Source organism: Pseudomonas zeae, from assembly GCF_014268485.2.
Lineage (GTDB): Bacteria > Pseudomonadota > Gammaproteobacteria > Pseudomonadales > Pseudomonadaceae > Aquipseudomonas > Aquipseudomonas neuropathica.
Genome location: NZ_CP077090.1, coordinates 1,389,272 through 1,412,547 on the forward strand (window position 1 = coordinate 1,389,272; position 23,276 = coordinate 1,412,547).

Annotated in this window: 21 protein-coding genes and 1 pseudogene; 12 read left to right on the forward strand and 10 right to left on the reverse strand. The window is 59.5% G+C overall.

Annotated elements, in window-relative coordinates; genetic code table 11:
• The first annotated feature begins 2 nt into the window (after positions 1-2).
• A complete protein-coding gene (gene maiA / locus HU754_RS06020; RefSeq protein ID WP_186625428.1) occupies positions 3-638 on the forward strand; it encodes a maleylacetoacetate isomerase in 636 nt (211 codons plus the stop codon).
• A gap of 37 nt (positions 639-675) precedes the next feature.
• Here maiA and HU754_RS06025 read toward each other — a convergent pair whose 3' ends face one another.
• Positions 676-1,617, reverse strand: coding sequence for an IS110 family transposase (locus HU754_RS06025; protein WP_102902457.1), 942 nt, complete (start codon positions 1,615-1,617; stop codon positions 676-678).
• 344 nt (positions 1,618-1,961) lie between these two features.
• On the opposite strand from HU754_RS06025, the gene HU754_RS06030 reads away from it, so the two are divergent.
• Entirely contained in the window at positions 1,962-3,302 is a 1,341-nt protein-coding gene (locus HU754_RS06030) for an MFS transporter (protein ID WP_186624936.1), read from the forward strand.
• Between the two features lie 122 nt (positions 3,303-3,424).
• Here the strand turns inward: HU754_RS06030 and HU754_RS06035 are convergent, their stop codons facing one another.
• Complete coding sequence (locus HU754_RS06035) at positions 3,425-4,228, reverse strand: SirB1 family protein (protein WP_116254642.1); 804 nt, start codon at positions 4,226-4,228, stop codon at positions 3,425-3,427.
• A gap of 185 nt (positions 4,229-4,413) precedes the next feature.
• Here HU754_RS06035 and HU754_RS06040 point away from each other — a divergent pair, with 185 nt between their 5' ends.
• A complete protein-coding gene (locus HU754_RS06040) occupies positions 4,414-5,433 on the forward strand; it encodes a Leu/Phe/Val dehydrogenase (protein WP_186624937.1) in 1,020 nt (339 codons plus the stop codon).
• A 144-nt stretch (positions 5,434-5,577) separates the two neighbouring features.
• On the opposite strand, the pseudogene HU754_RS06045 reads toward HU754_RS06040, so the two are convergent.
• A pseudogene (locus HU754_RS06045) lies at positions 5,578-5,832 on the reverse strand (YebG family protein); the annotation flags it as partial.
• 327 nt (positions 5,833-6,159) lie between these two features.
• Between HU754_RS06045 and HU754_RS06050 the strand changes: the two are divergent.
• On the forward strand, positions 6,160-6,660 hold the full coding sequence (locus tag HU754_RS06050) for a phosphate-starvation-inducible protein PsiE (RefSeq protein WP_026000737.1): 501 nt from the start codon (positions 6,160-6,162) through the stop codon (positions 6,658-6,660).
• On the opposite strand, the gene HU754_RS06055 is transcribed toward HU754_RS06050, so the two are convergent.
• From HU754_RS06055 to HU754_RS06065, 3 genes are all read right to left on the reverse strand, one after another.
• A complete protein-coding gene (locus HU754_RS06055; RefSeq protein ID WP_186624939.1) occupies positions 6,657-6,974 on the reverse strand; it encodes a DUF3509 domain-containing protein in 318 nt (105 codons plus the stop codon). The genes HU754_RS06050 and HU754_RS06055 overlap by 4 nt on opposite strands.
• Positions 6,975-7,218: 244 nt before the next feature.
• Positions 7,219-8,520, reverse strand: coding sequence for a serine/threonine transporter (locus tag HU754_RS06060; protein WP_186624940.1), 1,302 nt, complete (start codon positions 8,518-8,520; stop codon positions 7,219-7,221).
• Between the two features lie 86 nt (positions 8,521-8,606).
• On the reverse strand, positions 8,607-9,983 hold the full coding sequence (locus tag HU754_RS06065) for an L-serine ammonia-lyase (protein ID WP_186624941.1): 1,377 nt from the start codon (positions 9,981-9,983) through the stop codon (positions 8,607-8,609).
• A 135-nt stretch (positions 9,984-10,118) separates the two neighbouring features.
• Between HU754_RS06065 and HU754_RS06070 the strand changes: the two genes are divergently transcribed.
• The gene (locus tag HU754_RS06070; RefSeq protein ID WP_093436172.1) at positions 10,119-11,066 is read left to right on the forward strand and encodes a LysR substrate-binding domain-containing protein; all 948 of its coding nucleotides are present in this window, start codon (positions 10,119-10,121) and stop codon (positions 11,064-11,066) included.
• Positions 11,067-11,266: 200 nt separating this feature from the next.
• Positions 11,267-11,674 carry an HPF/RaiA family ribosome-associated protein gene (locus HU754_RS06075; protein ID WP_108226198.1) on the forward strand — a complete coding sequence of 136 codons (408 nt, stop codon included), beginning with the start codon at positions 11,267-11,269 and terminating at the stop codon, positions 11,672-11,674.
• Between the two features lie 240 nt (positions 11,675-11,914).
• On the opposite strand, the gene HU754_RS06080 is transcribed toward HU754_RS06075, so the two are convergent.
• The 4 genes from HU754_RS06080 to HU754_RS06095 all read right to left on the reverse strand — a co-directional run bounded on the left by HU754_RS06080 (position 11,915) and on the right by HU754_RS06095 (position 16,476).
• Positions 11,915-12,283 carry an endonuclease domain-containing protein gene (locus tag HU754_RS06080; protein ID WP_186624942.1) on the reverse strand — a complete coding sequence of 123 codons (369 nt, stop codon included), beginning with the start codon at positions 12,281-12,283 and terminating at the stop codon, positions 11,915-11,917.
• A 353-nt stretch (positions 12,284-12,636) separates the two neighbouring features.
• Positions 12,637-14,970 carry a TonB-dependent Fe(3+) dicitrate receptor FecA gene (gene fecA, locus HU754_RS06085; protein WP_186624943.1) on the reverse strand — a complete coding sequence of 778 codons (2,334 nt, stop codon included), beginning with the start codon at positions 14,968-14,970 and terminating at the stop codon, positions 12,637-12,639.
• Positions 14,971-15,058: 88 nt separating this feature from the next.
• A complete protein-coding gene (locus tag HU754_RS06090) occupies positions 15,059-15,991 on the reverse strand; it encodes a DUF4880 domain-containing protein (protein ID WP_186624944.1) in 933 nt (310 codons plus the stop codon).
• A complete protein-coding gene (locus tag HU754_RS06095) occupies positions 15,988-16,476 on the reverse strand; it encodes a sigma-70 family RNA polymerase sigma factor (protein ID WP_186624945.1) in 489 nt (162 codons plus the stop codon). Before HU754_RS06095 ends, HU754_RS06090 begins: the two co-directional genes overlap by 4 nt.
• Before the next feature lie 190 nt (positions 16,477-16,666).
• Between HU754_RS06095 and HU754_RS06100 the strand changes: the two genes are divergently transcribed.
• The 6 genes from HU754_RS06100 to HU754_RS06125 all read left to right on the forward strand — a co-directional run bounded on the left by HU754_RS06100 (position 16,667) and on the right by HU754_RS06125 (position 23,070).
• Positions 16,667-16,972, forward strand: coding sequence for a DUF3649 domain-containing protein (locus HU754_RS06100; protein ID WP_016986986.1), 306 nt, complete (start codon positions 16,667-16,669; stop codon positions 16,970-16,972).
• Positions 16,969-18,555, forward strand: coding sequence for a PepSY-associated TM helix domain-containing protein (locus HU754_RS06105; protein ID WP_186624948.1), 1,587 nt, complete (start codon positions 16,969-16,971; stop codon positions 18,553-18,555). The genes HU754_RS06100 and HU754_RS06105 overlap by 4 nt, the downstream gene beginning before the upstream one ends.
• Positions 18,555-18,881, forward strand: coding sequence for a DUF3325 domain-containing protein (locus HU754_RS06110; protein WP_093436188.1), 327 nt, complete (start codon positions 18,555-18,557; stop codon positions 18,879-18,881). Before HU754_RS06105 ends, HU754_RS06110 begins: the two co-directional genes overlap by 1 nt.
• A gap of 1 nt (position 18,882) precedes the next feature.
• Positions 18,883-19,449, forward strand: a complete 567-nt coding sequence (locus HU754_RS06115; protein ID WP_186624949.1) for an RNA polymerase sigma factor — start codon at positions 18,883-18,885, stop codon at positions 19,447-19,449.
• On the forward strand, positions 19,446-20,435 hold the full coding sequence (locus HU754_RS06120; protein ID WP_186624951.1) for a FecR family protein: 990 nt from the start codon (positions 19,446-19,448) through the stop codon (positions 20,433-20,435). Before HU754_RS06115 ends, HU754_RS06120 begins: the two co-directional genes overlap by 4 nt.
• Positions 20,436-20,640: 205 nt before the next feature.
• Positions 20,641-23,070 carry a TonB-dependent siderophore receptor gene (locus HU754_RS06125; protein WP_186624953.1) on the forward strand — a complete coding sequence of 810 codons (2,430 nt, stop codon included), beginning with the start codon at positions 20,641-20,643 and terminating at the stop codon, positions 23,068-23,070.
• Positions 23,071-23,276 lie beyond the last annotated feature (206 nt).

Genomic DNA, 23,276 nt, shown 5'->3' on the forward strand with positions numbered 1-23,276 from the left:
TTATGGATCTCTATACCTATTACCGTTCGACCTCGTCGTACCGCGTGCGAATCGCGCTGGCGCTGAAGGGCCTCGACTATCAGGCGTTGCCGGTCAATCTGATCGCGCCGCCGGTTGGCGAGCATCGGCAAGCGGCGTATCTGGCGATCAATCCACAGGGGCGGGTGCCGGCCCTGCGCACTGATGAAGGCGGTTTGCTGATTCAATCGCCGGCCATCATCGAGTACCTGGAAGAACGTTATCCACAGGTGCCGTTGCTGCCGGAAGATTTGTTCGCCCGCGCGCAGGTGCGCGGTGTGGCGGCGGTGATCGGTTGCGATGTGCATCCGCTGCACAACGTCAGCGTGCTCAATCGCCTGCGCCAGTCGGGGCACGACGAGCCGCAGGTAGTGGAATGGATCAGTCACTGGATCAGCCAGGGGCTGGCGACGGTGGAGCAATTGATTGGCGACGAGGGCTTCTGTTTCGGCGAGTGGCCGTGCGTGGCCGATGTGTACCTGATTCCGCAGTTGTATGCAGCGGAGCGGTTCAATGTCTCGTTGGATGCCTACCCGAAAGTCCGCCGCGTTGCCGCACTGGCGGCTGAACATCCGGCGTTCATCAAGGCGCATCCCGCCAACCAACCCGATACCCCGTAATTCCCCTGTGGGAGATTCTATGGTTGAGGGGAAGCCCTCAACTGACTTTTGCCTGATATTCGCTTTGCCCTTTCAGCAAGGCGAATACCACCCGAGCAAGTTTGCGAGCCAGCATCACCAACGCCTGTGTGGTGCTGAAACCCCGTGCTCTTTGGGCTTCGTAAAACCCTTTCCAGGCTATCGTACGGCTAGCCGACATCGCTGCGTTGTGCAAAAGTCGGCGGGCCTCGGGGTCTCCGCGCTTGGTCAAGCTACGGCGACCGTCCTTTTGCCCTGATTTCGATACCCGTAAATCCATTCCCAGGAAGGCGATAAACGCATCCGCGTTGCTAAATTCCCCACGCTGAAACGCTGTGAGCAGGCGCGCTCCGGTCAGAAATCCAATGCCCTCAACTTTCAGGCAACGCTTCAATTCGCCGAGCAAACCGGCTTGTTTGAGCTGATCGTTGATCGTCTTTTCGATCATCGTTTCAAGCCGCTGCATGGATTTTATTTGTTCAGCAAAAGCTGCCTTCAACAACGGCTCATTCGACCAGCTCTGCACCAGGCCGACCCTGGCCTGGACCAAAGCCGCGCGGCGGCGGAAAAGGCTCAGGAGCTGGCGGTACAGCGGTGATGGCGGGGTCCAGGGGTGCAACTCCTCGGCTTCGTTCTTCAGGTAACGGGCCAGCAGCTTGGCGTCCAAGGCGTCGGTTTTGGCGCGGATCTTCACGCCTTCGCGGTAGTGTTTGAGTTCATAGCCGCCCACCATGTAAATCGTGCAACCGGCCGCATAGGCCAAATCAGCGAATTCCAGGTGGTAGATGTTGGTTGCCTCAATGGCAATAGACACGGGGCCGAGCAAGGCTTTCAGCCACTGCTTGATGGATGTTTTGGTGTTGGGAATCGCTTCAAGCAGATCGCTATCGGCCTGATAAATCACCAGTTCATTTTTGGCAACATCCACGCCAACGATCGGATTTGATAGAGCGACTGGCATTGCCACAGGATTTCCTCCGGGATAAGGTTTGAGTACTTGAAGGGCTCACCCAGAGGCGCAGGCTTGTTCCTATCGTCGGTCTAGCCAGATGCATTCTTTATCGGCGCTTGGGTGAAAGGAGGAGGGGCGAAATCTCCCACGGTCTGTACTGCGTCAACAGTCAGAATCGAGCCTTGTCCCTCCTCCTCCCTTCAAGTCCTACCATACAAGCGAGCCTGCTCGCGAAGGCTGAGTGTCAGTCACCATTCATTTTGCTGACACAGCGCATTCGCGAGCAGGCTCGCTCCCACAGGGTTCGGCGTTGAACTACCCCAAAATCATAAAAACAAAACAGGTACCTTGCGATGCACAACCAGATTGCCAGCTTCCGGGCGGCACTCGACGCCCGTCCTGTGTCCCGTTATCAGTGGTTGCTCTTGATCCTGCTCGCCTTGCTGCTGGTCACCGATGGCTATGACGCCCAGGTGCTCGGTTATGTGGTGCCCGCGCTGGCGCAGGATTGGGGTCTGGAAAAGTCTGCATTCGGGCCTGTTTTCAGTGCCAACCTGCTCGGTCTCACCCTTGGTTCACTGGCGGTTACGCCGCTGGCTGACCGCTTTGGCGTACGACGGATTCTGCTCGCTTGCGTACTGATCTACGCCACGCTGACCGTGCTGATGGTCTTCGCAGACTCGCTCAATACGCTGATGATCGCGCGCTTTATCTGCGGCATCGGCATGGGCGGGGCGATGCCCAGTGCTATGGCGTTGATGTCGGAATATTCGCCACCGCGCCTGCGCACCTTGATGGTGACGCTGGCGGCCTGTGGCTTCTCGTTCGGTGGCGCAGCCGGTGGTTTCGTCGCGGCAGGCTTCATCGACCAATTCGGTTGGCAAGCGGTGTTCCTCGCCGGTGGCGTCACGCCGTTGCTGCTGTTTCCGTTTCTCTGGTGGATGCTGCCGGAGTCGTTGCCGCGTTTGCTGCGTGATGCGCCACCGTATGCGCGACTGCGCAAAGTCACCGCGCGGATGTTGCCGGATTGGCAACCGCCCGTTGCCAGCCTCGAACAGAACGAGCGGGAGCAGGGCAGCAAACTGACGGTGGTCGAGTTGTTCCGCAATGGCTACGCGCGACCGACGTTGCTGATCTGGGCAACGTTTTTCGTCAGCCTGATTCTGTTGTATTTCATGATCAGCTGGCTGCCGACGCTGCTCCTGGAAAGCGGCCTGAAACTCAACGAAGCCAATCTGGTGACGTCGATGTTCCTGTTCGCCGGCACCATGGGCGCGATCTGCATGGCCTGGTTCGCTGACCGCTTGAAGCGCAAGGTGCGGTTGTTGTCAGCGGTGTTGGCAGGGGCGGCGCTGTGCACGATCCTGCTGGGGCTTAATCACGACAATCCGCGATATCTGGTCGCCTGCGTGTTCGCCGCCGGGTTCTGCATCATCGGCGGGCAACTGACGCTGAATGCGTTTGCCAGCAATTTCTATCCGGCGCATGTGCGTGCGACCGGCACCGGTTGGGCATTGGGCGTGGGGCGTTTCGGTTCGATTCTCGGGCCGCTGTTCGGCAGCCTGTTGTTGGCGATGCACATTCCAGTGGCGCAGATTTTCTTCTTCTGTGCGATTCCGGCGGTCATCGCCGCGTTGCTGATTATTCAGGTGCGTTCGCCCACTGAAATAGCGCAATCCCCTGTGGGAGGCTGATGTGTTGGCTCTGCGCTGAACCCTGTGGGAGCGAGCCTGCTCGCGATGGGGGTGTGTCAGGCACTAATGATCTGACTGACCCACCGCTATCGCGAGCAGGCTCACTCCTACAAAAATCGTATTCAGTGGACGACGGAGTTGGGCGGCAGGTGGCTGAGGCGTTCAGTCAGGCGCAGGCGCTGAATCGGGTCGTCGCTGAGCATCAACGCATGCTCCAGATCAAAGCGCTCGGCATTCGGGCAGTCGAGCCGCTGATAAAGACTGGCCCGTGCCAGGTAATCGACGGCGCCAGCGTCACCCAGTTCGAGCACCCGTTCGGCGTCGATCAGCGCGGCGATAAAATCATCATGAGTCAGGTGCAGCTGGCGCAGGTTGCGCGACAGGCGCTGGAGCATCTGCTTGGGGCTGGCGGTCAGCAGATGCTCGGCGGTCAGCTTCATGTTCGGCCCGTACTGGCGCTGCAACAGTTCGCGACAATCGTTTGGGTACAAACGCCGGCCGCCGCACGGATCCAGCAAGTGATCAGCGCCGGGCACCCGCAACAGGAAGTGTCCGGGGAAGTTGACCCCGACCAGAGGAATCTCCAGGCCACGCGCCAGCTCCAGGGCAATCAGCGCCAATGCCAACGGCTGGCCGCGACGGGTCTGCAACACTTTGTGCAACAGCGCCGCTTGCGGGCGCAGCGGCAGGAAGTGGTCCTGGGCAAAGCCCAGATCAGTCATGCGGCGCAACAGGGGCTGCGCCAGTTCACTGACCGGCAACATCGGCAAGCCGTAACTGACTCGTTGTTGCAGGTCTTTGAATTCTTGTAACAGCGCGTCGGGATTGACCGTTTTTTCGTGCTCGGCCGCCATCCACAGCGCGGCTTCGAACAGCGCGGGCGGTGAACGGTGCAGGCATTCGAAAAAACGTTGACGCGCACTCATCGAAATCTCCGGGGAATGCCTCGTTTTAGCCCCGCCCGCAAGATTCGTCCAGTCCCCCGCTGCGCGGGTGTCGGGTTATGCCGCAAAGCCGTTGTCGGCGCGGGCGCTTATTCCGGTGCGCTCCAGCAATTTTCAGGCGCAGGCCTATACTGGCGTTCTACAAGAAGTGATTCGGGAGCCCAACGATGTTTGCGCTCATGCAAAGCACTCGCCTGGAATCGCTGCACCTTAGCGTTGATCCGGTCACCGGGTTGAAGGCGGTCATTGCCATCCATAACAGTCGCCTCGGGCCAGCCTTGGGCGGATGTCGTTATCTCGCCTATCCCAATGACGAATCCGCCGTCGAAGATGCCATTCGCCTCGCTCAGGGCATGAGCTACAAGGCTGCGCTGGCGGGGCTGCCGCAGGGCGGAGGCGTGGCAGTGATCGTGCGCCCGGCTCATGTGGAAAATCGTGGTTCGCTGTTCGAAGCTTTTGGTCGTTGCATCGAACAGCTCGACGGTCGCTACATCACCGCCATCGACAGCGGCACCTCGGTGGCGGATATGGATTGCATCGCCCAACAGACTCAGCACGTCACCAGCACCACCTCGGCCGGCGACCCCGCTCCGCATGCCGCGATGGGTGTATTTGCCGGCATTCGCTCAACGGCCATGGCGCGGCTGGGCAGCGACAACCTCGAAGGCTTGCGCATCGCGATTCAGGGCCTGGGCAATGTCGGCTTTGCCTTGGCCGAGCAATTGCACGCCGCCGGCGCGGAACTGCTGGTCAGCGATATCGACCACGGCAAGGTACAACTGGCGATGGAACAACTCAACGCTCACCCGATCGCCAACGACGCGTTGCTCAGTACGCCGTGTGACATCCTCTCGCCGTGCGGTCTGGGCGGGGTTTTGAACAGCCATACCGTCACGCAATTACGCTGTTCGGCAGTGGCAGGCTCTGCCAATAACCAGCTGACACATCTGGATGTGGCCGATCAACTGGAACGGCGCGGGATTCTGTATGCGCCAGACTACGTGATCAATGCCGGTGGTTTGATCTACGTCTCGCTGAAACATCGTGGTGAAGAGTTGTCGACGATTACCGCGCATCTTTCGAAAATCAGCTCACGGCTGACCGAAGTCTTCGCCCACGCGCAGGCGGAAAAACGTTCGCCGGCACGAGTGGCGGATGAGTTGGCGGAGAAAGTTTTGTATCGCTGAGTTTCACAGGCATGAAAAAGGCCCTGAGCCATTCGACTCAGGGCCTATTCAATTTGGGCTGGATTACTTCGCAGCCTTCGCCGCTTTGGCTGGCTTCGCAGGCGCTTCAGCAGCTTCCGTCGCTTCACCATTCTCCATCGGTTCGGCCGGTGCATTGAGCAGTTCGGACAGTGCATCCGGCTGGCTTTTGAACGCCCGGGCGAACACATCGCGATTCTTCGCCATGTAGATCCCGGCTTCTTCCACTTGCTGTTCAGTCAGGGACGGAACGGCTTTTTGCAGCACATCGGCCAGATATTCGGCCAGTTCGAGCATTTTGTCATGACGGTCAGCTTCGGCTTTATCCATGAACAAGCGCTCCAGATCTCGGCTGCTGCGGTATACCACTTCGACGGCCATTCACCACCTCACATGCCTTCACATTAAGTTGTCTTGACGACTACTGTATCCATATACAGCGAAAAGGATAAGCGAATCCCTGCGCCATGGGTAGTGGCTTTTCAATGTAGACCGGATTTCGGGTTTGTCAGGCCAACCGTGTCGCTGCATTCGCGAGCAGGCTCGCTCCCACAAAAGCACAGCGGTGCGACCAAACGCCACGGCGCGGGTTTGGCGGCGGCTCGCCATGATGGCGTGGCCTCTTTTCTGCATGAAAACCGTTACGTGCAGAAAACTGTCACGTCCAACACGCATCATCCGCTCGCATTCGAGCTAAGGAACATCATCGTGAAAATCAACTGGGCCGAGAAACTGCGGCAAAACGTGCATCAACTGGCCGAGTCCCTGGGCAACCTGTTCGTCGAAACCTTCCACTATCTGGCGCTGTTCGCCATCGGTGCGGTGACGGCATGGGCGGCGGTGATGGAATTTCTCGGGATGCTCGAGGAAGGCCATATCAAGATCGATGACATTCTGCTGCTGTTCATCTATCTCGAATTGGGGGCAATGGTCGGGATCTACTTCAAGACCAACCACATGCCGGTGCGCTTCCTGATCTACGTGGCGATCACCGCGCTGACCCGTTTGCTGATCTCCAACGTCTCGCACCACAACCCGCCGGACATGGGCATTATCTACCTGTGCGGCGGCATTCTGTTGCTGGCGTTCTCGATTCTGGTGGTGCGTTACGCCTCGTCACAATTTCCCTCGGTGAAGATCGAGAAACCGCAGCGCAAACTTGGCGCCGGTTCCAGCGAACATCCGGAAGTCGAGAAGGGCGAGCTTTAAAGCCCGGCTGCTTGCCCGGGCTGGCCGATGATGCGTGGTGGTGGCGGGGTCAGCCCGTCGCCGCTGGTCATCGCTTCGAGGATCGCCATGGCGCTGTGGCCTTGCTCGATGGCAATGCCGAACTGGATGCTTTGCACCAGACGCTTGAGGCGCACGGGGTCGTTGCGCTGCTCGGCGCTGATCATGCGTTTGGCCACGATCCGGCCGCTGTTGGACAGGGTCAGCATGATGCTGCCGTCCAGGCCTTGAATGCTCAGGTTGATCTGATAGTCCGGCGCAAAGGCATCGGTAATGATCTGAAAAGGATTGTCCATGATGCGTCACCGCCTGATTGAACGTGCAGTTGTTGACCGGCCGTGATCGGGTTGGTTCGCCCAACCGGATCATCGGCCATTCCGTGGCCTGTATTTGTTGCTTCATGTAGAGCTGTCGAGTGAAACGAGGCTGCGATAGCTCCCACAGGGGAGTAGCAAGGGCTGTGCCGGGAAAATTGTCGAACAATGAACACGGGCATAAAAAAGGCGAGCCGCTTGGCTCGCCTTTTTTTATGGCGCGTTTTCAGGGCAGAACCGAGTAGATGATCGCTGACAGTGCAATCAGGCCGATCAACACCACAAACACGTTGGACGCCTGGCCCGAATACTGGCGCAAGGCCGGCACACGGCGGATGGCGTACATCGGCATCAGGAACAACAGGCAGGCAATCACCGGCCCGCCGAGGGTTTCGATCATGCCGAGGATACTTGGGTTGAACGTTGCCACGGCCCAGCAACTGAGGATCATGAACACGGCGGTCGCACGGTTCAGCCAGCTCGCTGACACCACCCGGCCACGGCTGCGCAGGCTTTTCACGATCATGCCCTGGAAGCCTTCACTGGCACCGATGTAGTGGCCGAGGAAGGATTTGGTGATCGCCACCAGCGCAATCAGCGGCGCAGCGTAAGCGATGACCGGGGTCTGGAAGTGGTTGGCCAGGTACGACAGGATCGAAATGTTCTGCGCCTTGGCCGCTGCCAGATCCGCCGGCGACAGCGCCAGCACACAGCTGAAGCAGAAGAACATCACCGTGACGACCATCATGCCGTGAGCCATGGCGAGGATGCCGCTGGTTTTGCGTTCGGCCTGCTCGCCGTAACGTTGTTTCTGCTCAACCGCGAACGCGGAAATGATCGGCGAATGGTTGAACGAAAACACCATCACCGGAATCGCCAGCCACATTGTCTTGAAGAAAGCGGACATTGGCATGGCTTCTTGGGCACTGGCAAAAAACGCACCGTTCCAGTTTGGAATCAGGCTGAGCGCCAGTAGCAGCAATGCGGCAACAAATGGATAAACCAGCACGCTCATGGCTTTGACGATGACGCTTTGACCACAGCGCACAATCGCCATCAAACCGAGGATCAACACCAGCGAGAGGATCGCCCGTGGTGGCGGGGCGATGTGCAATTGATGCTCGAGGAAACTGCTCAGGGTGTTGGTCAGCGCCACGCTGTACACCAGCAGAATCGGGAAGATCGCGAAGAAATACAGGAGCGTGATCAGCTTGCCGGCACCGATGCCGAAGTGTTCTTCGACCACTTCGGTGATGTCCCCGGAACGCCCGGACAACACGAAACGGGTCAGCCCACGGTGGGCAAAAAACGTCATCGGGAAAGCCAGTACGGCAAGAATCAACAAAGGCCAGAAACCGCCGACGCCGGCATTGATCGGCAGGAACAAGGTGCCAGCACCGATCGCAGTGCCGTACAGACCGAGCATCCAGGTGGTGTCGAATTTGTTCCAGCCCTTGTGGGCCGTTTCTGCATTGCGTGTGCGGTCTACAGCGGGATTTTCGGCAGCAGGTGTACGTACATCGGTCATCGGTATCGCCTCGTTATTATTTTTGCTCGGGCTCACGGTTGGCAGGCGGCTTTGTGCGGCCTGCCGGGGCGGTCAGGGAATGCGCCTCAGCATTCCACCCAGCTCACGGCCAGGCCGCCCCGTGAAGTCTCTTTGTATTTGTCGTGCATGTCGGCGCCGGTATCGCGCATGGTGCGGATCACCCGATCGAGGGAAATGAAGTGCTTGCCGTCACCGCGCAGGGCCATTTGCGTGGCGTTGATCGCTTTCACGGCGGCGATGGCATTGCGCTCGATGCACGGCACCTGCACGAGGCCGCCGACCGGGTCGCAGGTCAGGCCAAGGTTGTGTTCCAAGCCGATTTCGGCGGCGTTCTCCAGTTGTTCCGGGGTGGCACCGAGCACGTCGGCCAGGCCAGCAGCGGCCATCGCACAGGCCGAACCGACTTCGCCCTGGCAGCCGACTTCAGCGCCGGAGATCGAAGCATTTTTCTTACACAAAATGCCGACAGCAGCCGCGCCCAGAAAGAAAGCGACGACATCATCGTCAGACGCGTCCGGATTGAATTTCATGTAGTAGTGCAGAACGGCCGGGATGATTCCGGCTGCACCGTTGGTCGGCGCGGTGACCATGCGCCCGCCGGCGGCGTTCTCTTCGTTGACGGCGAGGGCGAACAGGTTGACCCATTCCATTGCCGACAGAGTGGAACTGATCACGTTCGGCTTGCCGATTTCCAACAGGCTGCGATGCAATTTCGCTGCACGACGCGGCACATTCAGACCTCCGGGCAGAATCCCCTCGTGGCGCAGACCCTGTTCGACGCATTCGCGCATTACCGACCAGATGTGCAGCAGGCCCTGGCGGATTTCCGCGTCAGTGCGCCACGCGCGTTCGTTGGCCATCATCAGTTCGGACACGCGCAGGTTGTGCTGTTTGCACAGCGACAGCAGTTCGGCGGCGCTGGAGAAGTCGTACGGCAACGCCACGTCACCGGCCGGGGCGACACCGGACTCGGCTTCTGCCGCTTCGATGATGAAACCGCCGCCAATCGAGTAATAGGTCTGCTCGAACAGCTCGGCCGTTTCGCCAAAGGCTGTCAGGGACATGGCGTTGGGGTGGTAGGGCAGGCTCTCGTCCAGCAGCAGGAGATCACGTTGCCAGTCAAAGGCAATTTCTCTCTGACCGGCGAGGGACAGTTGGCCGGTCTCGCGCAGTTGCTGGATACGTGGATCGATGGTCGCCGGATCGATGCTGTCCGGCCATTCGCCCATCAGGCCCATCACCGTTGCGCGGTCGGTGGCGTGCCCGACGCCGGTGGCCGACAGTGAGCCGTATAAACGGATTTCCACACGGCGCACATCGTTCAATAAACGTTGATCAATCAGCACCTGAGCGAAGGTCGCGGCGGCGCGCATCGGGCCTACGGTGTGGGAACTGGACGGGCCGATGCCGACTTTGAATAGATCGAAAACACTGATAGCCATGCTAAACCCTTACAAGCAATGGAGTAGGAATCGCTGCCATTTTTTGTAGGACAAGCGCAATGTCGGCGATACTGCCTACCTCGGTCCAACGTGACTAACGAAACTTCCTAAGTAAGCCTTTAGCAGGACTAAACGATGAGCCGTCAATTGCATGCGCAGACCTATGTCTGGCTGCAGGTGTTTTCCTGTGCCGCGCGGCACCTGTCGTTCACCCGTTGCGCCGAAGAACTGCACATCACCCCGGGGGCGGTCAGTCAGCAAATTCGTCAACTTGAAGAACGACTTGGTTTCCGTCTATTTCATCGGCGCGCGCGTGGTGTGGAGCTGAGTGCGGAGGGGCAGCGGCTGGCTATCACGGTCAACGAGGCGTATGGCAGCATTGATGCCGAACTACGTCGACTGGACGCCGGGATGATCAGCGGGATTTTGCGTGTGCGCTCGATTCCGTCGTTTCTCAGCAAGTGGCTGACGCCGCGCTTGCCGCGCCTGCAGCAACGCTATCCGGACATTCAGTTGCGCTTGGTGGCAGAGGACAGCAGCGTGCCCTTGCACGAAGGCGATTTTGATCTGGCGATCGATTTGAACGACGGCAGCTACCCGGGATTGTTATCCACAGCCTTGCTCGACGAGCAGATTTTCCCGGTGTGCGCACCGAGCCTGTTGCGCGGGCGACCACCGTTGCACGGACCGGCGGATCTGGTGCATTTCCCGGTACTGCACGACATCACCGCCTGGCGTGGCAGTTATGAATACGCGGAATGGGAATTCTATTTGAACGCGATTGGTTTTGAGGGCGCCGACGTACGGCGTGGGCATACCTTCAATCGCAATCATCTGACCATCGAAGCGGCGATTGCCGGCATGGGCGTGGCGATTGCCCGCCGCACCTTGCTTAACGATGAATTGGAGCGAGGGACGTTGATTGTGCCGTTTGGCCTGTCGGTGCCCAATCACAAACGCTATGTGTTGCTCTATGCACCGGGGGCTTTAAGCCATCCGGGTGTGCGTGCGGTGCATGATTGGCTGGTCGAGGAGGCGGGGATATTTCGCAGTTTGCACCCGTTGAACGACGGGCAGTTGTGAGCAAATTTTGCAACATTGCCAAGCGACCCAACTCCCGACCTTACCAGTGCTTTGCCCGGTTGTCCGGCTTTTTTTGCGAATGAATATTTATCTTTTTTCAGGGGTTGAAATGTTCGGCAGTCGGGCCGATTGTTGTAACCAGGAGGTCAGGAAATTCAACTCAAGGCCTCTCACGAGCTAGCTGAAATAAGGGATGAACTATGCAAATCCAAGTCAACAGCGATAACCATATTCAAAGTAGTCAACGACTGGAGGAGTGGGTACGTACAACCATTGAGAGCACGCTCGAACGTTATGAAGAAGACCTGACCCGTGTCGAAGTCCACCTGAGCGACGAGAACGGTGACAAACCAGGTCCCCATGACTTGCGCTGCCAACTGGAAGCGCGGCCAAAAGGCCATCAACCGATTTCCGTGACCCACAAGGCCGATTCGCTGGAACAGGCAATCGACGGCGCTGCCGAAAAACTCGAGCACGCCCTGGAGCATCTTTTCGGCAAACTGCGAGGTAAACCACGTGCCGCTGTGGTGCCAATCGACGGCAAAGCCAATGACAAACTGCTGGCGGAAGAGTTTGACGAGAACGAACAGGCAGCGATCAACAGTTGATGCGCTGATTTTATAAGCCAGCCAATGAGAACGGGCCTGCGAATGCAGGCCCGTTTTTTGTTTGTAGCAGAAAAGCCCCTCACCCCAGCCCTCTCCCGGAGGGAGAGGGAGCCGACCGAGGTGTCTGAAGAGGTACGTCGACCTGAAAAACTACGTTGATTATGGATTCGGCACAGTTCTTTCAGGTCGATGAATTTCTGAAGCATCCAGCTATCAGTCCCCTCTCCCTCTGGGAGAGGGTTAGGGTGAGGGCATTTTTCGATTCGCCGCAATTCTTATGATCTGCTCCAGCACGTCATTCATCTGCTGAAGTATTTCCAGATTGTTGAAACGTATGACTTGAATGCCTCGCTGGTACAGATGGTTTGTTCGGCGCTGGTCGTACATCAATCCCGGCGTTTCAAAGTGCTGACCACCATCCAGTTCAATCGCCAACTTCAGCTCATCACAATAAAAATCCAGCACGTAAGGCGGACAGGGAAACTGCCGACGAAATTTCAGATTGGCGATCTGGCGGGAGCGGAGTTTTTGCCAGAGCAGGTGTTCACAGTCGGTTTGGTTGACGCGTAACTGGCGGGCGAATTGGGCGAGGGTGGGGCGAGTTTGCATGCTTCACGATCCTTGTGAAGTTGGTTTGAAGTTTTACTGTAGACCATGACCCGCTGACCCTCACCCCAGCCCTCTCCCGGAGGGAGAGGGGGCCGACCGAGTCGTATTGCGGGGTACATCGACCTGAAAGACCGAGTCGATTATGGATTCGGCAAAGCGGTTTCAGGTCGAGTCGATTATGGATTCGGCAAAGCGGTTTCAGGTCGAGTCGATTATGAATTGGGCAAAGTAGTTTCAGGTCGAGTCGATTATGGATTCGGCACAGCACGTTCAGGTCGGCGTACCTCGCAAGCATCCCCCAATCAGTACCCTCTCCCTTAGGGAGAGGGCTAGGGTGAGGGGCTTTTCAATCCTCAGAACGCTACAGAAGTCTGGACGTACACCGTACGCGGCTCACCCACATACTTGCCCTTGTTGTTGTCATCAAACGAGCGCGTGAAGTACTGCGTGTTGAAAATGTTCTTCACGCCCACCGCCACATTCAAGTCCGACAACTGCGGACCGAAGTCATACCCGGCGCGGCTGCTGAACAGCATGTAACCGGGGATCTTGCCGGTGCTGCCATCGGCGCTTTCCTTCGAGGTGTTGGCGTTGTCGGCGAACTGGTCGCTCTGGAAGCTGCTGTCGAGATTAAGCTTCCACGGTCCTTCGCTGTAACCCACACCAATCGTGCCTTTGTGTTTCGACGAGAACGGCACGCGGTTGCCCTTGTTCGGTCCATCTTCGCGGATAGTCGCGTCAACATAAGCGTAAGTGGCGTAGACATCGAAACCGGCCAGCGCCGGGCTCAAGTCATCCAGCGCGTAATTGACGCTGGTTTCGATCCCTTGATGGCGGGTTTCGCCTCGGGCAATTACCGAGTCGTTGGTCTGGTTGCTTTCGTACTGGTTGTCGAAGTTGATCAGGAACGCGCCGATCTCCGCGCGCAACGCGCCGTTGTCATAGCGCGTGCCGAGTTCCCACGTGCGCGCCTTCTCCGGTTTTACTTCGCCGCTGGTCACCCGGTTGGGCATCTGGCTGTATTGCACACTGCCGAAGGAGCCTTCGGTGTTGGCGTAGAGGTTCCAGCTGTCGGTCAGGTGATAGAGCACGTTCAACGCTGGCAGTGCGGTGTTGTAGTCGCCCTTGTATTTGACGTTGGTCAGGTTGTTGGTCTGCTGCGATTCGATCATTTCGTAACGCACGCCCGGGGTGATCGTCCATTTGCCGATGTCGATGCGGTCGTCGACGAAGAACGCATTGGCCTCGGTGCCGCCACGGGTGTCGCGGTCGTTGCGGCTGGCGGTGGTCGGGTATTGGTTGCTGCTGATCGGTGTGCGATAGCGCAGTTCGTGACCGGCCTCGTTGATGTAGCGATAGCCGACGCCGACTTCATGGCTGGTCGGGCCGAGGTCGAAACCTTGGGCGAATCGGGTTTCCAGGCCACGCACCCAATACTCGCGCGGTGACAGCGAGAGGAAGGTGCCCTGATCGAGATAACCGCTGCGCAAGGTCTTGGTGAAGAACGTGTTGGCGGTGAATTCGCGGCGATCTTCCTGATAGCGATAGCCGAAATTGAACATCGTGCGGCGGCCCCAGAACTGGTCCTTCGGGCGCGTCGATTGATACGGATCGGCGTCGTAATCGGCCACGTTCAGACCGCCGGGCATGTCAGCCTTGCCTTCGTAATACTGGGCCATGGCGTTGAAGCTATTGGCTTTGTCGAGCTGGTATTTGCCCTTGAGGATCAGGTCGTCGATTTCAGTGTCGCTGTGTTCGCGCCAGTCGCCGCCGCGCGTCCCGGAGTAGAGCAACGCACCGCCGAGGCCATTGGCGTTAGTGCCGCCGGCCAGCAGGTTGGCGCTGGTCTTGAAGCCGTCGTGGCTCGACGATGGGCTGGTTTCCGTCTGGAAGCCACCCTTGACCGTTGGCTCGTCAGGAATCGCCCGGGTAACGAAGTTGACCACGCCGCCGACGTTCTGCGGACCATAACGCACGGCGCCACCGCCGCGCACCACGTCCACGGCATCCATGTTGCCCATGCTGATCGGCGCGAACGACAACTGCGGTTGGCCATAAGGCGCGAACGGCACCGGGATGCCATCCATCAACACGGTCGAGCGGGCAGCCAGTCGCGGATTCAAACCACGAATGCCGAAGTTCAGCGCCATATCGTGGCTGCCGGTGCCGTTGTTTTCCGGGGCGTTGACGCCGGGGATGCGGTTGAGCACATCGCGCGCCTGCGTCGCGCCCTGACGCTCGAATTCTTCGCGGCGGATCACATCGCGCGCACCGGGATGTTCGAACACATTGATTTGCGCAGCATCGCCGAGCCAGTCGCCGACGACAGTCGAGGTGTCCAGCTCTAGCGCGGCATCCGCCACCGGTTGCAGACTGAACGCGTTATTGCCCTCGGCGCGTGCTTGCAGACCGCTGCCTTCGAGCAATGCGTTCAAACCTTGTTCTGCGGTGTAACTGCCTTCCAGGCCACGGCTTTGCACGCCGCTGGTGACTTGCGAACCAAACGAAATCAGCACGCCCGCTTCACGGCCAAACTGGTTGAGGGCGTTTTCCAGTGACGACGGCGCGATGTGATAAGCCTTGGCTTCAGCGGCCAGTGCGGCGGGCAGGGCGCTGAAACTCAGACTGGCGCCGAGGACGAGATTGCGCAGGCTGCGGGCCAGTGGCGTGAGGCGGGTGGGGTGCATGGTGGATGATCCTGAGAAGGTTGAATCAAGGGGGCTTTCCTTCTCTGTCACGCCAGATCTGAAAAACGGCTCATTTATTTTTGAGTTTTCAAACCCGCGCTTCGACGGTCACCCAGTAGCGGGTAAAACGCCTCACCTTCACCGGCAAACTGATTTCCAGCAGATCAAGAATCCGCTCGCTGTCGTCCAGCGGGTAAGTTCCGGAAATCAGCAGGTCGGCAACGTTCCGGTCGCAATTGAGCTGGCCGCGACGATAGCGGCCGAGTTCATCGAGAAAGTCGCCCAATCGCATATGCGCGGCCACCAGCATGCCGTCGGCCCAGGCGCCGCTGTTCGCGTCCAGAGGTTTGGCCTCGCTGACGGAGGTCGAGGTAAAACTCAACTGACGCGCGAGCGGCAGCAACATCGGCGCGCGTCCATTACCGATCAGTTCGACGCGACCTTCGAACAGCGCAATCTGCGTGCGATCGGCAAACTGACGCACATTGAGGCGCGCGCCTTGGGTTTTCAGAAGGCCCTGAGCCGTGCGCACTTCGAAAGATTGCGCGGCCGTCAGGAGGATTTCGCCTTCGAGCAAGCGGATCAATCGCTGCGCACCGTCGACGTCCACGGCACTGGCGGTATTGAGTTGCAACTTATCACCGCCACCCAGGGAAATTTTGCGTCGCTGCCCCAGCGGGCTGCGGTAATCAGCGAGCAGCGACGGCACAGGATTGTGCTCGCGCATGCCCCAAGTGACCGCCGTGCCCGCGCCGAGAATCAGCAACAGTTTCAGTGCCTGACGACGACTGCCGGACTTCGCCCCGTTCAACGCCGCATGCGCCAGCGGCGAAGACACACCGCGCAGACGCTGATTGACCCGCTGAATATGCTCCCACGCTCGCCGGTGTTCGCTGTGTGCCTCCAGCCATTGTTGCCAGGCCTGTTGCTGGCGCGGGGAGAGCGTGCTCTGCTGCATTTCCATCAGCCAATGCACGGCCTGCTCAGCCACTTGCGAGGAGAAATCCGGCGCGCGGTTCATAGGGCGAAGTAGCAGCGCATGGCGGCTTTGTTCAGGTGACGTTTGACCGTGGCCACGGATATGCCCAGTTCAGCGGCGATCTGTGGATAAGTCAGGCCATCGACCTGCGCCAGCAAAAAGGCGCGTTTGACCTGACGCGGCAAACCGTCGAGCAACTGATCCAGCTCCATCAGGGTTTGCAGGATGATCGCCTTGTCTTCTTCCGACGGCGCGACCATGTCCGGCATCTGCGCCAAGGTGTCGAGGTAAGCGCGTTCGACATCCTGACGGCGGTAATGATTGAACAGAACGCGCTTGGCCAACGTCGTCAGAAAGGCGCGTGGCTCGATGATCACCGATGGCTCGCGGGCGGTCAGCACCTTGATAAACGTGTCCTGCGCCAGATCCGCTGCGCTGTCCGGGCAGCCGAGTCTGCGCCGCAGCCAGCCGGTGAGCCAGCCGTGATGGGCCTGATAGAGCGATTCGACGGGATGGGCGGACGACAACGGTATTACTCCGGGCGCTTGATGGCGCGGTAGAGAGTATGCGTTAGAGAACAAGAACTGTTCGCATTGTAAGGGGCGAAACGCTCAACCGGCAATCAGATGCTTTTGCGTATGAGAATATTTATCATTAATATTGCTCGCCTGTAGGTTCGGCTGATCGGCCGGACGTTTTTCGTTTCAGGGTCGAAACATGAAAGGCAAACTCGCCACACTTCCCATGTCCTATCGTCTGGCCGTCACCTCACGGGTGCTGGCGGCGGTGTTTGGCGGCTATCTCGTCGCGGCGCTGGCCAGTGTCACCCTGACGCTGTGGCTGCCGTTGAGCCGCGCCGAAGCGGTGGTGACCGGCATGACCATTTCCTTTCTGGTCTATCTGGTGGCGGTGCTCTGGTGTTTCGCCTGTCGTACGGCGTGGTCGGCCTGGGTCGGTTTGCTGGTGCCAAGCGTGATTCTGGCGACCATCTCTGGCGCAGCACGTGGATTGGGCCTGGCATGAAAGAGGGCTTTCGTCAGGCGATGGCCTGGCTGCACACCTGGGCCGGACTGCTGTTCGGCTGGTTGCTGTTCGCGATTTTCCTGACCGGGACGCTGGCCTATTTCAAAGATGAGATCAGCCACTGGATGCAGCCGGAAATCCCCGCGCGATCGGTGAGTGCCGAGACGAGCCTGACGCTGGCCCAGGATTATCTGCAGCAACACGCGGCCGGCGCCTCACGCTGGCTGATCGATTTGCCTGATGCCCGAGATCCCGGCCTGACCGTGCGCTGGCAGCCAGTGCCGGCCAATCCCGGTGAGCGCGGGCGCTTCGAGTCGAAAACCCTCGACGCGCAGACCGGCGCCGAAGTGCAGGGCCGCGACAGCATGGGCGGCGAGTTCTTCTATCGCTTCCACTTCCAGTTGCAAATGCCTTATCCGTGGGGCCGCTGGCTGGCGACGATTGCCGCGATGGTGATGTTCGTCGCGCTGATCACCGGGATCATCACCCACAAGAAAATCTTCAAGGACTTCTTCACCTTCCGCCCGCGCAAGGGTCAGCGCTCCTGGCTCGACGGGCATAACGCGGTGGGTGTGCTGGTGTTGCCGTTTCACTTGATGATCACCTACAGCAGCCTGGTGATTTTCATGTCGATGGTCATGCCGGCGAGCATCGTCGCTTCGTACGGCAGTGACGTGCGCACGTTTTATGATGAAGTTTTCCCCGCCTCGAAAACGCCCGAACGCGCCGACAGCGCGGCACCGTTGGCGGCCATGGCGCCGCTGTTGAGCAAGGCCAGCGAGCAATGGTCGGGCGGCCATACGGCGCGTCTGTCAGTGAGCAATCCGGGGGACGCCAATGCCACGGTGGTGCTGTCCCGTGCGGGAGATCGCGTGGTGCATGATTTCGGCCGCGCCGTGACCTTCAACGGGGTGACCGGGCAAATGCTCGGCAGCACACCGGAGCAGCCAATGGCGATGGCGGTGGGTGGTGCGTTCTATGGCTTGCACATGGGCCACTTCGCCGGGCCGCTCCTGCGTTGGCTGTATTTCATTTGCGGATTGGCCGGCACGGCGATGATCGGCACCGGGCTGGTGATCTGGTTGGGCAAGCGTCAACTCAAACACGCCAAGAGCGGCGTGATGCCGTTCGAACTGCGGCTGGTTGAAGTGCTGAACATCGCCAGCATGGCCGGGTTGGTTGCGGCGGTGGCTGTATTCTTCCTGGCCAATCGTCTGTTGCCAGTGAGCCTCGCCGAGCGCGCAGATTGGGAAGTGAATGCGTTCTTTATCACTTGGGCTGTGAGTGTGCTGCACGCGCTGCTGCGTCCGGGACGAAAGGCCTGGGTTGAGCAACTTACCCTGAGCGCCGCCCTGTTTGTCGCGGTGCCGCTGGTCAATGCGCTGAAGACCCCGTGGAATCTCGCCGTCAGCCTGATGCAGGGTGATTGGGCGTTAGCCGGGTTTGATCTGACGTGCCTCGCAACCGGTTTCTTCCTGGCTTGGGCCGCGTGGAAAATGCAGCACACCGGCAACACCGTCAGCATTAAAAAGCCCCGCCGCGAACAGGCCCGGCCGATCACCCTTGAACAAGGGGCGAACTGATGCTCTTGCCCTTGTTGCTCACCTACACCGGATTCACCGCGTTGTGCCTGTCGATGCCTCGCCACCACGATGAATTGCTCGGTCACAAACCGTCCACGCGTCGCCGTCAGGGCCTGAAAGTCGGCGGATGGTTATTGCTGTGTTTGTCGCTTTGGGCGGCGGTGAAGGCCAACGGCTGGAGCTTCGGCCTGGTCGACTGGTTCGCCGTGCTGATGCTCAGCGCCTTGGCGTTGGTTTTGTTGCTGCCGTATCGCCCGCGTTTCGTATTGGCGCTGGCCGGGGTCAGTCTGCTGGCCAGCCCGGTCGCCGCATGGGCGCAGTGCTGAAGTGCTGATCGGTCTGCCGCCAGAATCCCGCGACGATGAGCCGCGTGGGGCGCGTGCGCATTTTCTTCAGGTGTTCCTGTCCCAGCGTTCGCAAATGGAAGCGCTGGTGAACCGGCGCGTCGGTTGTCGGGCGACGGCGGCGGATCTGGTCCAGGATCTGTTTCTGCGTTTCTGGCGGCGGCCGCTGGTGCAGGTCGAAGAACTCAGCACCTATCTGTTGCGCTGCGCCGGCAATATCGCGATCGATCATCTGCGCAGCGAAGGCACGCGCACGCGGGTCAACGAAGGCTGGCAACCAGACGCGCCGCACAGCCACGGCAGCGAACCGCAAGCAGCGCTGGAAGCGGGCAATGATCTGAAGTATGTCGAAGCGGCGTTGCGCGCCTTGCCCGAGCGCACTCGACAGATCTTTTTGCTCAATCGCATCCACGGCCGCAAATACGCGGACATCGCCAAAGCCATGGGCCTGTCCCAAAGTGCCGTGGAAAAACATATGATGCGCGCCCTCGAGGCCTGCAAGGCCAGCCTGCGCGAACCCGCGCCACGCCTGCCAGGGAAAGCACCGTGAAGCCCTCCGATTCCGTCGTCCCCACGCCCGCGCAAGAGCAGGCTGCGTTTGCCTGGCTGAGCTTGTTGCATGATCGGCCGAGCGCCGGCGATCAATTGACCTTCAGCCAATGGCTGCGGGCCGATCCGGCGCATGCCGAAGCTTACGCACAGGCTCAGGTTGTGTGGGAGTTGAGTGAAGGCCCGGCGCGAACATTGGCCGATGAAGAAGCCTTCGCGTTGCAGGATTACCTTAATGCGATGGACCGCCCGCGTCGTTCGCCCGTTTTACGCTGGTCCGGCGCGCTGGCGATGGCCGCGTGCTTGTTGCTGATGATCAGCCTTGGCACCGGTTGGCAGCCGCAGCGCTGGATCGATGACCTGGGCGCCGATTATGTCTCGGCACCCGGTGAGATCCGCACGGTGACACTGGCCGATCAATCGCAAGTGACGCTGAATGGCGACAGTGCGATTGCCGTGGATTTCAGTCATGGCGAGCGGCATGTGCAATTGCGTCGCGGTGCCGGTTTCTTCAGCGTCACGCATACGGGGGATCCGTTTGTGGTCGCGGCGGAGAAGGGCGAGGCGCGGGTGCTTGGCACGCAGTTCGAAGTGCGACTGCAGCCTCACGGTGCGCAGGTTACGGTGTTGTCCGGGCGCGTTGGTGTGACGGCGGATCGTGATGCTGAGCAGCAAATTCTTACGGCCGGTCAGCAGGTCGCTTACGGTGACGGTACGGCAGAAAAACTGCATACGGTGGACAGCGAAGCGCAACTGGCCTGGCGTCAGGGCTGGCTGACTTATTACAAGTCGACGCTGGCCGATGTGATCGAGGATCTGCGGCGTTATTACCCGGGGCGGATTGTGTTGCTCAACGATGAGCTGGCGGCGCGCAAGGTCAGTGGCAGTTTTCCGAGCAAGGATCCGCAGGCCGTGTTGAGTTCGCTGCAAGGGGTGATGGGGTTTGAGCAGCATCAGGTGTTGGGTCATCTGATTATTTTGCGTTGAGGCTGCTGGCCTCTTCGCGAGCAGGCTCGCTCCACAGGGGAACGCATTCCAAATGTAGGAGTGAGCCTGCTCGCGATGGAACCCGATCGAACACCACAAAAAATAATTTTCAAATGTTGGTGAGGTAAACCTCAGCCCCATCCGTGTAGTGACTGAAACTGCGAGTCATTCGCATCCGTTGCGGTTCTACACAGGTCATTGAGCAATGAAGTCCAGGGCAAAATCGGGTTCGGTCAAACAATGGTTAGGCGTTTCGGCACTGAGCTTTTCGGCATTGGCGCTGTTGCCGCTGAGCGTCGCGCTCGCCGCTGAAACCATCAGCAGCCAGGCGCAAAAGCAGTTCAACTTTTCCCTGGTCGCCAAACCGCTGCCCCAAGCCTTGAGCGACTTCAGCCGCGTCACCGGGCAAAGCGTGGTCTACACCGACGAAGCGCCGTACGGCCTGACAGCTCCGGCTGTCAATGGCCAGATGAGTGCCGAACAGGCATTGCAACGCTTGCTCAGTGGCTCTGGCCTCAACTTCCGCCGCACCGACAGCCACACGCTGGCGCTGGAGCCTCAGCCTACTGAAGGTGCGCTGAATCTCGGCGCCACGACCATCACCTCGACCCGCGACGAATCGATGAGTTATCAGCCACCGGAAACCAGTTCGGTGATGCGCTCCTCAGCTTCGCTTCAGGAAGTCCCGCAAACCGTCAACGTCATCCCGGCGCAAGTCATCCGCGATCAGGCGCCGCGCAATCTGGATGACGCGCTGGCCAATGTCAGCGGCATCACCCAGGGCAACACCTTGGGCAGCACTCAGGATTCGGTGATGACCCGCGGTTTCGGTGACAACCGTAACGGCTCGATCATGCGCGACGGCATGCCGATCGTGCAGGGGCGTGGCATGAACGCCACGGTCGATCGGGTTGAAGTGCTCAAAGGCCCGGCCTCGTTGCTCTACGGGATTCAAGACCCGGGCGGTGTGGTCAATATGGTCAGCAAGAAGCCTGAACTTACCCAATACAATGCGCTGACCTTGCGCGGCTCGACCTACGGCGAGGGCAAGAACGGCAGTGGCGGCACCTTCGACAGCACCGGCCCGTTGGGCGATTCCGGGCTGGCCTATCGCATGGTGCTCGACCACGAAGACGAAGATTACTGGCGCAACTTCGGCACCCACCGTGAAACCCTGATCGCCCCGTCGCTGGCCTGGTTCGGCGAGAGCACCAAGCTGTTGTTCGCCTACGAACACCGCGAATTTCTCACGCCGTTCGACCGTGGCACGCTGATCGATCCACGCACCAATCACCCGCTGGACATCTCGCGCAAAGAGCGCCTCGACGAGCCGTTCAACAACATGGAAGGCCGTTCGGACCTGTATCACTTTGAAGCCGATCACGAGCTCAACGACGACTGGAAAGCCCACTTCGGTTACAGCTGGAACCGCGAAACCTACGACGCCAGCCAGGTCCGCGTGACCGCCATCGACACCAAAAAGGGCACGCTGACCCGCAGCATGGACGGCACCCAGAACGCGATCAGCACCGACCGTTTCACCACGGCCAGTCTTGAAGGCAAGGTCAATGTGCTGGGCATGCAGCATGACCTGGTGTTCGGCGTCGATGACGAGTACCGCAAGATCTACCGCGAGGACTTGATCCGGCAGAAAAGCCTGACCACCTTCAGCTACCTCAATCCGGTGTATGGCCGCGAAGTCGCCGGCACCACGGTCAGCGCTCCCGACAGCGCGCAGACCGATGAACTGCGCAGCGATTCGGTGTTCCTGCAGGACTCGATTCACCTCAACGAGCAGTGGATTCTGGTCGCCGGCGGGCGCTTCCAGGAATACGACCAGTACGCCGGCAAAGGCGTGCCGTTCAAGGCCAACACCGACAGCAACGGCCAGAAGTTCGTCCCGCGCGCAGGTCTGGTGTATCGCTACACCGACGCCTTGTCGTTCTACGGCAGCTACACCGAATCGTTCAAACCCAACTCGACCATCGCCCCGCTGAGTGGCAGCAGCACCGTGCTCGACGGCAGCATCGCCCCGGAAGAAGCCAAGTCGTGGGAGCTGGGTGCGCGACTGGACATGCCGGGGCGTGTCACCGGCAACATCGCGTTGTTCGACATCAAGAAACGCAACGTGCTGGTGGCCAATTCCGAAGGCCCGACGACGATCTACAGTGCCGCCGGTGAGGTGCGTTCGCGCGGTCTGGAAATGGACCTGACCGGTCAGTTGAGCGACCACTGGAGCATGATCGGCAGCTACGCGTACACCGATGCCGAAGTGACCGAAGACCCGGACTACAAAGGCAAGCGCCTGCAGAACGTGGCGAAGAATTCCGCTTCGTTGTCGGCGGTGTATGACTTCGGCAGTGTGATCGGTGGCGACCAGCTGCGTGTCGGCGCCGGGGCGCGTTATGTCGGTGAGCGTGCGGGTAACGCGGTGAATGATTTTGATCTGCCGAGCTACACCGTGGCCGATGCGTTTGCCACTTACGACACTCGGGTCGAAGGGCAGAAGGTCAAGTTTCAGCTGAATGTGAAGAACCTGTTTGACCGCACGTACTACACCTCGGCGGCGAGCCGGTTCTTTGTGTCGATGGGGGATGCGCGGCAGGTTTCGTTGTCCAGCACGCTGGAGTTTTAAGGCAAGATCAAAAGCCCCTCATCGGAACGCCGCCCGCCTAACCCTCTCCCCGAGGGAGAGGGGACTGATTGGGGGATATTGGAGAACTCCGCCGACGTGATCGATCTTTACCGAATCCATAATCGACTCGGTCATTCAGGTCGATGTACAACGCCAGACACCTCGGTCGGCCCCCTCTCCCTCTGGGAGAGGGCTGGGGTGAGGGC

Excerpts from the sequence above, each read along its gene's own strand:
- HU754_RS06125 (WP_186624953.1), top strand. The coding sequence starts at position 20,641 with ATGAAGTCCAGGGCAAAATCGGGTTCGGTCAAACAATGGTTAGGCGTT.
- HU754_RS06030 (WP_186624936.1), top strand. The coding sequence starts at position 1,962 with ATGCACAACCAGATTGCCAGCTTCCGGGCGGCACTCGACGCCCGTCCT.
- HU754_RS06070 (WP_093436172.1), top strand. The coding sequence starts at position 10,119 with ATGAGCCGTCAATTGCATGCGCAGACCTATGTCTGGCTGCAGGTGTTT.
- HU754_RS06065 (WP_186624941.1), bottom strand. The coding sequence starts at position 9,983 with ATGGCTATCAGTGTTTTCGATCTATTCAAAGTCGGCATCGGCCCGTCC.
- HU754_RS06040 (WP_186624937.1), top strand. The coding sequence starts at position 4,414 with ATGTTTGCGCTCATGCAAAGCACTCGCCTGGAATCGCTGCACCTTAGC.
- HU754_RS06105 (WP_186624948.1), top strand. The coding sequence starts at position 16,969 with ATGAAAGAGGGCTTTCGTCAGGCGATGGCCTGGCTGCACACCTGGGCC.
- HU754_RS06100 (WP_016986986.1), top strand. The coding sequence starts at position 16,667 with ATGAAAGGCAAACTCGCCACACTTCCCATGTCCTATCGTCTGGCCGTC.
- HU754_RS06035 (WP_116254642.1), bottom strand. The coding sequence starts at position 4,228 with ATGAGTGCGCGTCAACGTTTTTTCGAATGCCTGCACCGTTCACCGCCC.
- maiA (WP_186625428.1), top strand. The coding sequence starts at position 3 with ATGGATCTCTATACCTATTACCGTTCGACCTCGTCGTACCGCGTGCGA.
- HU754_RS06060 (WP_186624940.1), bottom strand. The coding sequence starts at position 8,520 with ATGACCGATGTACGTACACCTGCTGCCGAAAATCCCGCTGTAGACCGC.
- HU754_RS06080 (WP_186624942.1), bottom strand. The coding sequence starts at position 12,283 with ATGCAAACTCGCCCCACCCTCGCCCAATTCGCCCGCCAGTTACGCGTC.
- HU754_RS06025 (WP_102902457.1), bottom strand. The coding sequence starts at position 1,617 with ATGCCAGTCGCTCTATCAAATCCGATCGTTGGCGTGGATGTTGCCAAA.
- HU754_RS06110 (WP_093436188.1), top strand. The coding sequence starts at position 18,555 with ATGCTCTTGCCCTTGTTGCTCACCTACACCGGATTCACCGCGTTGTGC.
- HU754_RS06090 (WP_186624944.1), bottom strand. The coding sequence starts at position 15,991 with ATGAACCGCGCGCCGGATTTCTCCTCGCAAGTGGCTGAGCAGGCCGTG.
- HU754_RS06055 (WP_186624939.1), bottom strand. The coding sequence starts at position 6,974 with ATGGACAATCCTTTTCAGATCATTACCGATGCCTTTGCGCCGGACTAT.
- HU754_RS06075 (WP_108226198.1), top strand. The coding sequence starts at position 11,267 with ATGCAAATCCAAGTCAACAGCGATAACCATATTCAAAGTAGTCAACGA.
- fecA (WP_186624943.1), bottom strand. The coding sequence starts at position 14,970 with ATGCACCCCACCCGCCTCACGCCACTGGCCCGCAGCCTGCGCAATCTC.